This is a genomic window from Haloarchaeobius baliensis, from assembly GCF_052060055.1.
In the GTDB taxonomy this organism is placed as follows: domain Archaea; phylum Halobacteriota; class Halobacteria; order Halobacteriales; family Natrialbaceae; genus Haloarchaeobius; species Haloarchaeobius baliensis.
The window spans coordinates 182,096-195,122 of the sequence record NZ_JBPPFR010000001.1 but is presented as its reverse complement, the minus strand read 5'-3'; the positions used below and the strand labels follow the sequence as shown (position 1 = coordinate 195,122).

The following is a 13,027-nucleotide window of genomic DNA, read 5'->3' as shown; positions in this document are numbered from 1 at the left end:
GCCACCTCTCGACACCGAGTCAGTCTCAACAGTGATTTCGTCCCCGATACGGGCCGTCGTCCTCCGACGTTTCGGTGCCATGAATGCAGGCAAAGCGACGACCCGGGGGGGAATAAATATTATTTGTATGACATTAAAACAAGATGGTTGACACGAATGGTTCGGCAGCGATGGAGCCGGGTCGACCGAGCGCCCGAGACAGCTAGGACCGACGGACGACATCGACGACGCGCACCGACTCGTCGAACGTCAGTCGGACCTCGTCGTCTTCGAGCGCAGCCGTGACGGCCACCTGTGGTGGGTCCGTCGAGACGAGCGCCATCTCGTGCGCATGAAGCAGTTCGAAGCCCCGCTTCAGGCTCTCGTAGTCGCTCGCGTGGAATCGCGTCGAGACGTCGTGGTCGTCGTAGAAGGAGACCACAGCGGGATGGAACAGCGCGAGCTCCTTGGGCGAATGGTTGGTGTGGTCCTTGCAGACCCGGCATCGAAACCGGGCCCACGCGGCGAACTCCGACCCGCAGTTCCCGCAGACCCCCGTCTCTTCGTGGTCCGGACAGCACTCCAGCCAGCTCTCGACCGCACCGGAGCACGTCGGGCAGACGCCGTCGAACATGGACTGGGCCGTCCGCAACGACGTGATGATGCTCGCGGCCCGTATCTCCTCGGCGGTTCGGTCGGCCAGCCCGGCTGGCTGGAACTTCACCGCGTGCAGGAACCCGTCGACGCTCGTGCGGTCCGGTGTCGGTCCCTCACAGTCGCTGCACGAGTGGAAGAGGAGCCCCTCCTCGTAGTGGATGGTCGTCGACGCGCCACAGAGCGGACAGTCCTTGCTGATCTCCGTCGGCTCGTACACCACGTCCTGAACGCCCGCCCCGGCGATGACGGCCTGCACGAGCTTCAGGCCCGGCACCCGAAGTTCGTAGCCGCCGCGCTCGCCTCGCTGCCGGATGAACTGCCCCGCGAGCTGTTCGAGGTGGTAGCTGAAGTTCCCCGGATTGTCGTAGTCGACGCGCTCGAACAGCACGGAGAACGGGACCGCGTTGTCGTCGGCGTGCGGGTCGTACTCCTCCCAGAGTGCCAGCAGAATCGCCAACCGCGTGTCGTCGCCGAGCAGGGAGAACGCTCGGGTCGTATGACCGTCCACTGCGCCGACGGCTGCTGCCAGCGAGTCGTCGTCGGCATCCCCCTCAGTCACGGGAGATCAACTCACGCTCACGTCCGTCGCGGGCGTTCCGACTTCCGTCCGGAGCCGACTCCTCCAGAGGGCATACCCGATGGACAGGTGTGCCAGCGCCTGTCCCGCACTGATGAGGAACAGCGCCCACTGCGGAGAGCTCCCCAGCATCGAGCCCGTGAACATCGTCCCGAAGATCGCCGCCGGCGCGAGTAGACAGAGCCCGACCGACCGGGGGTACTCGTCGGTGCGGAGTGTGACGAGCGCGACCGAGAGGTAGCCCGGAATCATCCCGACGACCGCCAGCGCGAGGAACACGACGGCCCAGGCGGGTGGCTCCCGTGGGACGACGCCCGCTATTTCACCGAGATTGGCCACCGCGAACACGGTGAACGCCACCGCCCCGGCGACTGCACAGACTGCACCGACACGCACCACCCTCGGACTCCGGTCTCGAAGCGGGCGAGACAGCCCGAGGAGCCCGAGGAACCCGAGCGCGAATCCAGCGGGACCGAACACGTTCTCCACGCTCTCGTAGACGGCACCCGTGGATGCGTGTACCCCGTTGAACGTCGCGTACACGACAAGCAGTACACCGGCGACGAGGAACAGGGCCGAGCTTCGGTCTTCGAGACTGTCGAGCGAAGGCATGTGAATCGTCACCATATCACCGGTAGTTAGACAGTTCACATAACTGTTCGGTCGCTGATTCTTCCCCGGACCGTCGATGAAATCGGTAAGGCAGTCTTTCGGAGAGAAGAACACCAGTAACAAAACGACTGAGAACCCTCGTTCCGACCCGCTATCAGGGCTTCGTCACTGACCATCCACGGTGCGAGCGGTCGGTCGAATCCCGTCTTTCGTATCGACGGACTGCACTTCATCGACGGTCTGCTCCACAGCACTCGACACGGCAATGATGCCCAGAAAACCACCACACGAGACGCCCCCGGAACGACCCTGCTGTGAGACGAACACGTTCGAGAGCGCGACCAGCGGTCACTCGAACCCGGTGCCCACTCGTGCACTCTCAGCTGCGACGCTCACGCCCAGCCGAGGAGCCCGGTAATGGCTTCCATCTCGTCGACGGGGACGGCCCTCATCTCGCTCGTCGTCGTCGTGACGCTGCTCGGACTGGCGTCCGTGCTCTACTCGAGTCGGGTGCAGCAATCGAAGCGGTACCAGGCGACGGTCGTCCCGCTCGCGAACATCATGGACATCGGGTTCGTGGCGATGACGCCGATCATCGTGAGCATCGTCGGAATCAGAGCGGCCCTGCTGATGCTCGGCCTCTGTCTACTGGGGATCGCGATGGGCTGGGTCATGCGTCTCAACATCAAGCGGTTCGAGCCCGTCGCGGATGAGTCGGGCCTCACCCGCACCGTCTCGCGCACGTCCCAGCTCGCACTCATCGCTGCCTCGCTGGTGAACGTCGCCTACTACCTCCAGCTGATGGGCGCTGTCGTCATCTTCCTCATCGTGTTCCCGTCCGGAATCGAGAACGTCCTCCTGGTCTTCGGACGGGACTCGACCGGCGCGGGAGTTGCGGTGCTCTCCCTCGTCGCACTCGGGTCCATCGGCTACTTCTTCGGCCTGGAGGAGCTGAACAATCTCGGGAACAAGACGACCGCGTTCAACCTCGCCGCTGTCACGGCGATAATCGTCGGGTTCGTCGCGTACAACCTCATCACCGCCGCCGAAGGCACCTGGACGACCCCGCGATACAACCCGCCGCTGACCACGACGGGACTCCGTCAGATTCTCGGCTTCTTCGCGATCGTCCAGGGCTTCGAGGCGTCTCGATACATCGGCGAGCAGTACAGCGCAAAACGACGCATCTCCACGATGCGAATCGCACAGATAATCGCCACCATCGCGTTCGTGTTGTTCCCGCTGACGGCGATGACGCTCTTCGCCGAAGTCCAGCCCGAACCGAGGGGGTTTGCCGTCGTACAGATCGCCGCCGTCGCGAGCCCCGTCCTCCCCTGGCTCGTGCTCGCCCTGGCGATCGGCAGCCAGGCCTCGGCCTCCGTCAACGCGATCTCCTCACGGTCTGCGGTGCTGCTCGACCTCACCAACGGGAGAGTTCCGAAGCGGTTCACCTACCCTGCGCTCGCGCTGGGGGCACTCGCAGTCGTGCTCGTCACCGACGTCCTCTCGGCTGTTGCAGTGGCCTCACGGGTGTTCGCGGCGTTCTTCACGTTACAGTGTTCCATCGGGCTGATTCTGGCCGTCCGCGACGAGAACTGGCCGCGAGCCGTGGGCATCACCCTCGTCGGGATCGCGATGCTCACGATTGCGATATTCGGCCTGCCATCGTGATGTCTGTCTCCTCCCGCGAATCCAACGGAGCCAGGTTGCTACGGAAACCCGCTCGAAGCAACTGGAGCGGGCGAACCCGCACACACCACCAGTGAACACACGCGTCCCGAAACTGCACCCACGGCATCGAACGCCAACCCAAATCCCCGAATACGCCCGCTAGCACCCACCTTACAAAGAGGCGACCGGGACGATAGGACTCGAGTATCCATGCCGGACGACGAACCCGAGACCGAGGACATCGACCGCCTCGGTGCGGCGGCCTTCGATAGACAGAGTCGCAACGTGCCTGCGCCACAGTGGGCGTTCAATCAGGGCTTTCTGGCCCACTCCGCCGAGGCGTTCTGGGGTATCCGCACACGCGACGACGCCGTCCTCGTCTCGCAGGACTACGACGCCATCGCCGACCGCGCGGGCGTACGCTACGTTTCCAGCAGCGAGATCGGCACCGACGTCCGCGAGCTCCCCATCCCCGACGCCATCCTCGACCACTGGGACGAGGTCATCGGCGGTGGCACCGCCGTCGCCGGTGGCGACGACATCCTCTTCGTGAGCACAGACTCCCTCGCGGCCGACGGCCTGCTATGGGTCCTCCCCGCGGACTGGGCCGACGAGCTGTCCGGGTAGCATCTGGACGCCGGACGGACGCACGACGGAGCGCGACAGGTTGGGCTGCTCCGAGTCGGCCCTCGTGGGCCCGACCGTGGGTCACAATCGCGTTGTTTGCCCTCGAACGAGTGAGCGACCACAGTTGACCCTCTCGTCGGCGAGAGTACGACACCTTCGCGTGTCGCAATGGGGCCACGTTTCCACACTCAGCTATCGCCCCATCGAAGCCTCGACAACGGCGCATCGAGTCGCTCGGCCGTTCTCCATCGTTCCACGATCGGCTGAATCACCCGCAAGTAGCGGTGTAACCCGGTCGTGAATCCGATTGTGGAAGTCGGATGACCCCGAAATCGAACCAGGTCACAGAGAGCCAAACACTGTCGTGAACGGTTCTCCAGCCCGAATTCAGCCGATTGAAGAGTGTCGATGTGGCCTGAGAGTCGACCGGCGAACGCCTCGTAGAACAAAACCGCACGACGGAAACCGATTGTGGAAATCCAGCGTGTCGAATCGACCGTCGAGCGAACCACACTCACCGAGAGCCAGAAATTCACAGACGCCACCTGTGAACGGCTACTGCACTGATTTCGGCTGAATCACGAGTTCGTCGCTCCCCAGCGTTCCGCTCGCAATTGGTTCCACAATCGGTTTTCACACTCGTTCATAGCGATTCTTGCGGGTGATTCAGCCGATTGTGAAACCGTACAGCGCGCGCTAGCGAGATGGAGGAGCGCGCTCGTGCGGTCAAATCGGGGGTTGCCGAGTGTGGAAAATCAGTCGTACATCTATCACGAACCCCGGCCAACAGACGCACGGACCGGTCGAGGCCTCCTTGCTCCATACGGGCCTGGCAGAGAGGGCGGTTGGACATCCCTCAGATGTCCCTCCTGCGGACAACGAGTAAAAGCCTGGATTCGTCGGAATCTTCCAAGTTCCGTGAGCTGAGTCTCTGGAGGAGCCACGTATTCGCCGCTGAGACACCTCAGTAGGGCCGTTCCAGGACCACCGATCACTCTCGTCGTGAATCTCGACTGAGAGTGCATATCACAACCATCCAAAACGCCGTCAGAGCAGCGCGACCTGTACGAGCGAGAGCACCACCAGCGGGACGTGGAACGCAGCGTGGGCCACCATCGCCGCCTCGAGGCTTCGGTGCCAGTACAGCCACCCGAGGAGGACGCCTGCAACCGCATTCAGGAGGACCGTTCGGGCGATCAGTGCCGGAGTTAGGCCGACGGACTGCGCAAGCGCCGGGAGATGGCCGATCCCGAACAGTACTGAGGAGATCACGATCGCGACCCACATGACCCCCGAACCCGGACCCTCCGACCGACGACCCGTGACGTACCAGCCGACGAACGCGAGCACCGACATGAGCCCGTACCGGAGCAGTAGTTCCTCCGTGATACCACCGTACAGGAAACGGACCGGGGCGTACGCGAGGACGTTCGCCAGAGTCGGTTCAGACGCCCCGATTGCGGACCGGGGGAGGTCCTGTGCGACGAACGGTGCCAGGGCGACGTCGAGAAGCAGAACGAGTATGCCCCCGAGGGCGCCCAGGCCGACCGCGAGGCCGACCTCGGGACGGAGGCGTCGCCAGACTTCGTCACCTCTCCCCGTCCGGTCGGTGAGGTACGATTGTAACCCCACTCGTGGGGCGGCGTACGTCCCGAGCAGGCACGCAACGACGAGTATGAGAAGCGAATTGAGACCCGAGGACACAGCGAGGAGCGGAAGCGACAGTCCGGCTGGAACTGCCGTCGCCGGCGTCGTGAGATAGATGTACCCCACGAGGGCGAGGATGCCAGGAATGCCAGCGAGCAACGTCAGGCCGAATCGCTTTGCGAAGGACGCTGAGTGCTCGGAGTGAGACACACTGGTGCTGAATGGTGGTGCCGATAAAATAGTTGTGTCACCGCCGTTCCGCCCTGTGATCAGCGTCGTGAACCGTACTCGTTGTCTCCACCGCTGACCGAGACGCACGCTGTATTCGACACGACCGGGCAAACACTTGCCGTGGGTGATAGAAGTTCCAGCAGTACAGTCGCCCGTTGAGACCCTGATTTCGCCCCTGAGCCCGTCGACGGTTTCGCCATCCTTGCGCGACGAGGCGGCGTCGAAGAGCACCCTGAACCGAGGAAAAAGCACTTGCCAGCTTCTCAGAGACATATCGCCATGCGCCCTGGAAAGCCCCCCATCCTCGCGGTCGTGGTGAGCGCCCTGCTCCTCACTGGGTGTCTGAACCTCCCTCGTCAGGCGACGACTGCCGAACCAACGACGACGGCTCCACTCCCACCCACACCGCAACCGGTGTCCGATCTGTCGGCCCTCTCCGACAGCGAGGCCGGAGCAATCGCGCTTCAGGCCGAAGAAGGCCACCTCTCCATGCACCTCCGGAACGCGAGTTGCCTCGAAACCTGGGGGACCTATCCGACCACCTCATCAGAAGTCGCGACCGTGGTGAATCGAAGTCCCGAGCGGATCATCGTGACCGTCCAGCACCCGTATTCGTACTCCACGGACAACACAGAGGCGGACTCGTCCTCGACAGCTCGCTACCGACTGACCGAGAACGGGACCACACGGCTCTCCGGGGACGAGATCACCCCCTGTTGAGCCTGCAGGTCAGATCACCGAACGTGGGACTGGCGACGATAGCTGTAACGTGTACACGTAACGACCGACGCAGCATCTGATAGCCCCCGATTATTTACAGCCAGTTGCGTAACGCTCCGAGACATGAGTGATGAAGATCAGGACACGCAGTTCAGGTTAAGCTATCTCGAGAACCTCGTCATCCTCGGTCTCCTGATCAACGCCTACCACTACTTCGGCCCCCAAGGCGCGTTCATCGCGCTCGTCCTCGCCCTCATCCTCGAACCGGTCTCGAGAGCAGACGTTCTCTTCCGTACAGCCACCAGAGAGGACGACGAACCACAGCAGTGACGAGCCACGGTGAGACGCATTGGTCGTGAACTACCTGGGGCCCCGCGAGTCCGGTCTCGTTCGGTTTGCATTCCTACGTACCGGCTGCTTCGTCGGCCACCCTGTCGACTGAACCCGAACCGGTGCTCGAGGCCCCGCAACCGACCCACTCTATACCCCCGACTGCCCGGTGCCGCGACTGCCAGTGTATCCGTCGGCACGACCGACTGATGACGACCGAGAAAGACTGCATCACGCATTGCGTGAGGCCGCTTCGAAACTGGGGGAGTCGCCAACCAGATCTGCGTACGAAGAACTCGGGCTACAGCCCGTCTCGGCGACGATCATCCGGACTCGCATCGGCTCCAAGCCAGACGACTATCTCTACACGTTGCTGCAGCCTGGGAGTCGCACAGGCAGCAACTCCCATTGCAGAATACCCGAAACTGCATGACTGAAACCGATTGTGAGCAGTCGATATCACCTATCTTCGCCCCGTGGGAGTCGCTCATCGGCCCAGTACGCCATTCGCATCGGTATCCCCGCACTGTCGGCTCTCGGGTCGGCAGGAAGATATCGGATGTCATCATCTGTCTGGGCAACGACTGCGAGCGCCAGTGCGTCGACGACGTCGTCGACATCGACGGAGGCCTCCGTTCCGATGAGGTCACCTGTAATCGAGCCCAGGAGCGCACCCGGTTGCTCTAGTTGTTCTCCGATCGCCTGGAGTCGCTCCCCGAGTCCCGGCGCCCACGATTTCTTGTGCTGGAGTTGCTCGCCAAGCAACCCTCGAAAGCACACCTCCGGATGGGACTCGATCACCTTCTCGCTGGACTCATCGTCCTCCTGCAGGACGGCGTCGACCTGTCCTGCAGCTTTCGCGAGCTGATGGGATTGCTTTCTGAGACCCTTGTCGATGTCCCCCTGGTTCTGTTGAGCTACCGCCTCGTAGGACTCGTCCTCGTTTGCAAGGTCTGCTGCACCTCGTGAAGGAACTGGGAAGACACTGGACGAGAAGCCAGTCACCGACCTGGCAAGTGAATCGAGCCTCTCACGCTGGGCCAGTGTCCCCTCGTCAGGGAGGCCGATCGGCACGTCGATGAGGATGCGGTCCAGGTAGTGGTGTTCCTGCCAGAGGGTCTCGAAGTCAGGCTCGACACTACAGGTGTCGTAGGAACCATCTCGCAAGCGGACGACGAGCCACTGTCCACCCGCCCAATCGACCCCAGCGACTGTCGATGAAGCCATGGTCCATGTCCATGTGGACCTCGGATAGTTTTCCTGGGCAAGAAGAGGCCCTCCGAGAGTCGGAACCGCCGAGTTTTCGAATTGCCAACGGACATATAGTTCTGGAGGTTCACGTGGTCGTATGGGTGGGTGTGCAGTCTGTGGCGACGGTTCGTCTATCACAGGGAGTTGTAACTACTGTGGGAAGACAGTCTGTACGAAGCACCGACTGCCCGAGAACCACGACTGCGCAGCTCGAAGTACGGCGAGGACTCTGGGCCCGGAGTTCAGAAGTGATGACGACAGCGGCATCGGCGGGTCCGTCACCGGCTTCCTGGGGTCGGGAGACGGCGAACCCGAACGACAGCCCCACTGCAAGCGCTGCGGGACCAGACTGGACGGTTCCGACGAGACGCTCTGTTCGGACTGTCAGGCGTCGAAAGAAAAAAAGCGCAGCAGGGCAGCGACTGGAACCGGAGTAGGGCGTGATCCCCTGGGGACGATCCTCTGGCCGTTCGCGCTCCTGTGGGCCGTGCTGATGACGATACTCGGATGGATGAATCGCCATCGCATAGGGACGACGCTCACCGTCATCCTGATCGGCCTCGGCGTCATGTTCGGACCCCTCGCGCTGGGTGCAGTCGTCGACCACCCAGCAGCGCACGAGTTCGATTCGTCGTTGAAGAGTGTAGGCGACGACATCGAATCGTCCACTGCCGGAGCCCTCAACGCCACCGAAGACAACGAACCATCCAGCGACCCTGTCGTCGTGGGCGGCGGTGATGAGAGTACGAGCGAGCCGAACACCGACTCCTCGGGGTCGTCGTCTGAACTGGACCGGCCCCGGGTCGAACGACTGGTCCATCAGTACGTAAACCAGGAGCGTGCCAGCCGCGGACTCGACGAACTCGAGTACAACGGCGAGCTCGTCCTCGTGGCGCGAGAGCACGGTCGAGATATGTACGAACGCGATTACTTCGCTCACGTCTCGCCCTCCGGCGAGACGGTCAGAGACAGGTACGACGAGGCAGGCATCCGCTGCTCGACGTCCGGCGAGAACATCGCACAGACCTGGGCCTTCGCCAACGTCCGGACGGACGCCGGTATCGAAGTGTACGAGACCGAGGAAGCGCTGGCACGGGCAATCGTCGGTCAGTGGATGAACTCGAGCGGCCACCGCGAGAACGTCCTCCGCGAGTCTTTTTCAGAGCAGGGCATCGGTATCGTCCTCGTCGATGTCGATGGACGGGTGAAAGTTTACGCTGTGCAAAACTTCTGCTGAGTCTGTCTCGAACACCGCCAGAGCGGAAACGGCGTGTGTGATCACCATCCCGATTGAACAACCAGTGCAGCGCCTTGCCTGTCGAGGTGAACCGAGTCGAAACTCGGGGAACGACCGATCACTCCAGCCCGTACCCGACTCCGAATCCGACGAGAACGGCGTACTGAATACAGTGGAAACACTTACCGAACGACACATCGTATCTCTATCATAATGGCCCCCACGCGACGTTCGCTCGTGCATGGACTGACCGTCGTGGTCGTCCTCGCGTTCCTCGGCGTCTTGGGCTATTATCTGGGTCAGCCGGGATACACGTGGACGCGGGCGGCGTTGTTCGCGGGTCTCGCTGGGCTGGCTGTGACGGGCGCAGCCGGAGTGATCTACCAGCGAGGGCTCCTCGCAACCGTCGGGGCAGGCGGGTTGCTCCTCCTGGGCTTCTGGCAGGCCGTGCTCTGGATATTCATCCTCCCCGTCGTCGTGGTCCTCTCTGTCGCTTTCGTCACCACTCCGGAACGGGACTCCCCGAACCGTTCGACGTAGGGGTCGGTACTGCTCAGGTTGACTACCGGGTCATCACGATGAGTCCCGTTACCAACAGAAAGAGAAGAACGAGAGCGAAGATCGCTAAAGTCCCCCAGATACCACCAATCCCGATCACGACCACGCCGGATCCAACAGCCAGACCCCCTGCCAGTAAGAGAGCGACACGGAAACGGAGGTATGACCCGATGATGCGAGTGTTCCAAAGGGCTCGGAGGGGACTGCGCATACGACAAATAAGAACCAGCGAGTCAAGTTCCTTCTGTTAGATACGCAACCCTACTTACTGGCTGCTTCGTCGCAGTCCCCGTCGACCGAAACTGAGCCGGAGCTCGATGACCCTGCGAGGGACACTCTCTTTACCCCGACTGCCGGGGCCTTCAACTGCCAGTTTATTCGTCGGCACGGCCGACTGATGACGACCAAGAAAGAGTGCATCGACGCACTGCGTGAAGCTGCTATCGAGCTTGGTGAATCGACTCATTCCCGGGACATCGGATCGAATACTGAAGCGGAGTTCGTGATACAATGCTCGGGACGATGATGGTGGATGTGTGTCATCCTCTCGTTCCGGAAGCAACCGCAGCAGATTCATACCTAGCAATTCCGCATCGAGTGGGTTAGAAACGACATTAGTCTCTCTTGTGGCCTCTAGGCTCGTCCAAATTCGTCGGGGTCTCCGCAAGTAAGGATCGCCTCGCTTGATTCGGGGGTATTCTAGGAACTGTGTGGCTGGTTGTATCCGACGAAGTGGAAGACCCCCTTCAACGTCGTGTAGCCGGAATACAGTCGTTCGGAGCCCTGAGAGGCCAGTCTCCAGTTCGGGTGGTTGTCGGGGGGCTTCGCGAGATTCTGTAAGCCGGGTGTCTGGAATCTTCATAATCGGCTCTCGTCGTGCGGTTTTGGATTCCTAGTTTCGCGGGTTTGGACCAATGTTGAATCTCGTGGTGTACCTGAACGGCCCGGATACGGGTGGCTCTCGCGGGATGGCAGTGGTGGTCGCTGGATTCTCTCGCTTGTGTTCCTAGTTCGATGTCCATACTGGTTATTTCAGCTTACTTGCGGATGATTTTCCGATTCTGGACGAACTGAGACGACGCGATGTGTCTGCTCGGGCGTTCTCAGCCGGTGAACGGTGTGGAATCCGAGTTTGTAACTGTCAAGGGTACTGCCTGACTCGTCGAATGTTGGATACACCCGGAATCTCCTCCAAGGCGTCGATCATCGGTTCATCGGTCGGGTTCTTGGGCGCGTAGCGAGGTGCAGAGACAGGTCGCAAGTTCGTGGGTCAAACTGGTCGAAACCGCAGTACTGAATCCGATTTTGAAGAATCGACCGCGTTCCCTGAGGCGAGCTCGCTCAGGGTATCACTCGATGAATACAGAGACCGCCTTTCGACAAGTACCCTCTCTGGGTTCGTCGACAGTTTCTGGCAAATACTGAATACAGAGTGGGACTGCCACACAGTCCCGATTCACACCACCTGCCTGAATCGATACTGCAGAACGTCACTCGGAGCGTGGTTTCCTGAAACCAAGGATTACGATTTCACGGACACCAAGCATCGGTTCTACGAACCTGAGCATCTTCCGTGTTCCAGAGAATACTGGGCTGCCCGAATAGTAGTCAGGTACCACGAGGCACCCATATTCGACGGATTTCCCACCATCAACCTCGGTATGTGCTCCTCTTCCGAACTTTACGAGATCTTTCCAAACGTACTTCCGCTCCGACTTTTCCACTTCGATGGCGATTCGCTTCTCTGGCTGATACAGATCAACAGTATGCTTGAAACCTTCCTCCTCCCACAACGCACACTCCTCTGCTCCCTCGAGAGAGTAGTTCGACAGTTCTTGTCCAATCCTCCGATCAAATTCAGTAACCTCGTCGCCTGATTTCGACTCCAAAAACACTTCTTCAGGGACCGATTCGATTGCCCCCCGAATCCGTGATAACTCGTCTGGAGGGAACGCGTCTTCCTCATCCCTGTCCCGGAATTCACTCAACCGATGTTCTCCAATAATTTCCACCATATCTAATCCCTAACCAGCATAGTGTCAAATATCTATGGGTGTAATCAGTATAGTTGGTGGGGAATCTGCACCACTCGGCGAGTATTTCTAACGGAATCTGAATCATATCGAACCGGGAAGATGGATTAGCATACTACCCCCCACCGGTTCCAGAGCCACTCCCTCTCGAAGTCCAGCGAAGCGAAACTCTGGATGATACATCACAGGCGGCCTGCGTCACGATACTAAACGGCTCCTGCCAGTTTGTTCGTCGGCATCGACGAACCGATGACGACTGAATCAGAATGCATCGACGCACTGCGTGATGCCGCCTCGAAACTGGGAGAGTCCCCCTCGAAAGCCGCCTACGAGGAGCTCGGACTGCGTCCCGCCTCGGCCACGATCATGCGGACGATGGGTGGCTGGAACGACGCGAAAGAAGCTGCCGGACTCGAAACACACACCTCCTCCGGAACCCGCGTCGGCTCCAAGCCCGACGATCTCCCTGCCGACGTCGACGACGCCTGGGAGTCGCTTAGCGTCGACCAGCGCTGGCACTACCGAAACACCGCCCACAACCGAAACCGAACCCTCACCCGGAGAGCGCGGCTCAGACGCTGGGTCAACGAACTCAAAGCCGACGCCGGCTGTTCAAACTGTGGCGAGAGCGACCCCGCCTGCCTCGACTACCACCACCGCGACGGCGTCGACAAAGACATGAACGTCAGCCAGCTCATCAGCTACGGCTACGGCATGGACGCCCTCCAAGAAGAGATCGCCAAATGTGACGTCCTCTGCGCAAACTGCCACCGCAAAGAGCACTTCGTCGACCCGCTAGAGGCTGTGCCCGACGGATACGAGGCGACCGCGGACGACTGACCAATCGCCGTACGTGAGTTGCTCCCAGCCCAGTACCGTTTCGCAACACTCAAATAT

12 protein-coding genes are annotated in these 13,027 nt (G+C 61.0%); 7 read left to right on the top strand and 5 right to left on the bottom strand.

The window, feature by feature from the left end; genetic code table 11:
* Positions 1–202 precede the first annotated feature (202 nt).
* Together ACSG06_RS00930 and ACSG06_RS00925 are read right to left on the bottom strand one after the other, a co-directional pair.
* Positions 203–1,195, bottom strand: a complete 993-nt coding sequence (locus ACSG06_RS00930) for a winged helix-turn-helix domain-containing protein (protein ID WP_440988382.1) — start codon at positions 1,193–1,195, stop codon at positions 203–205.
* A gap of 6 nt (positions 1,196–1,201) precedes the next feature.
* A complete protein-coding gene (locus ACSG06_RS00925; RefSeq protein WP_440988381.1) occupies positions 1,202–1,840 on the bottom strand; it encodes a hypothetical protein in 639 nt (212 codons plus the stop codon).
* Between the two features lie 402 nt (positions 1,841–2,242).
* Here ACSG06_RS00925 and ACSG06_RS00920 point away from each other — a divergent pair, with 402 nt between their 5' ends.
* Positions 2,243–3,496 carry an Aq_097 family APC-type transporter gene (locus ACSG06_RS00920; RefSeq protein WP_440988380.1) on the top strand — a complete coding sequence of 418 codons (1,254 nt, stop codon included), beginning with the start codon at positions 2,243–2,245 and terminating at the stop codon, positions 3,494–3,496.
* Positions 3,497–3,706: 210 nt separating this feature from the next.
* On the top strand, positions 3,707–4,123 hold the full coding sequence (locus ACSG06_RS00915) for a hypothetical protein (protein WP_440988379.1): 417 nt from the start codon (positions 3,707–3,709) through the stop codon (positions 4,121–4,123).
* A gap of 1,047 nt (positions 4,124–5,170) precedes the next feature.
* Here ACSG06_RS00915 and ACSG06_RS00910 read toward each other — a convergent pair.
* A complete protein-coding gene (locus ACSG06_RS00910) occupies positions 5,171–5,980 on the bottom strand; it encodes a CPBP family intramembrane glutamic endopeptidase (RefSeq protein ID WP_440988378.1) in 810 nt (269 codons plus the stop codon).
* A 300-nt stretch (positions 5,981–6,280) separates the two neighbouring features.
* Here ACSG06_RS00910 and ACSG06_RS00905 point away from each other — a divergent pair, with 300 nt between their 5' ends.
* Together ACSG06_RS00905 and ACSG06_RS00900 are read left to right on the top strand one after the other, a co-directional pair.
* Positions 6,281–6,721, top strand: a complete 441-nt coding sequence (locus tag ACSG06_RS00905; RefSeq protein ID WP_440988377.1) for a hypothetical protein — start codon at positions 6,281–6,283, stop codon at positions 6,719–6,721.
* Positions 6,722–6,844: 123 nt separating this feature from the next.
* Complete coding sequence (locus ACSG06_RS00900; RefSeq protein ID WP_440988376.1) at positions 6,845–7,051, top strand: hypothetical protein; 207 nt, start codon at positions 6,845–6,847, stop codon at positions 7,049–7,051.
* A gap of 459 nt (positions 7,052–7,510) precedes the next feature.
* On the opposite strand, the gene ACSG06_RS00895 is transcribed toward ACSG06_RS00900, so the two are convergent.
* Positions 7,511–8,278 (bottom strand): DUF429 domain-containing protein, encoded by a 768-nt coding sequence (locus ACSG06_RS00895; RefSeq protein ID WP_440988375.1) that lies wholly within the window; start codon positions 8,276–8,278, stop codon positions 7,511–7,513.
* A gap of 121 nt (positions 8,279–8,399) precedes the next feature.
* Between ACSG06_RS00895 and ACSG06_RS00890 the strand changes: the two genes are divergently transcribed.
* Positions 8,400–9,539: a CAP domain-containing protein gene (locus tag ACSG06_RS00890; RefSeq protein WP_440988374.1), complete on the top strand. Its 1,140-nt coding sequence runs from the start codon at positions 8,400–8,402 to the stop codon at positions 9,537–9,539.
* A gap of 237 nt (positions 9,540–9,776) precedes the next feature.
* A complete protein-coding gene (locus ACSG06_RS00885) occupies positions 9,777–10,079 on the top strand; it encodes a hypothetical protein (protein WP_440988373.1) in 303 nt (100 codons plus the stop codon).
* Between the two features lie 1,508 nt (positions 10,080–11,587).
* On the opposite strand, the gene ACSG06_RS00880 is transcribed toward ACSG06_RS00885, so the two are convergent.
* Positions 11,588–12,112 (bottom strand): hypothetical protein, encoded by a 525-nt coding sequence (locus tag ACSG06_RS00880; protein WP_440988372.1) that lies wholly within the window; start codon positions 12,110–12,112, stop codon positions 11,588–11,590.
* A gap of 267 nt (positions 12,113–12,379) precedes the next feature.
* Between ACSG06_RS00880 and ACSG06_RS00875 the strand changes: the two genes are divergently transcribed.
* Positions 12,380–12,970, top strand: coding sequence for a homing endonuclease associated repeat-containing protein (locus ACSG06_RS00875; RefSeq protein WP_440988371.1), 591 nt, complete (start codon positions 12,380–12,382; stop codon positions 12,968–12,970).
* Positions 12,971–13,027 lie beyond the last annotated feature (57 nt).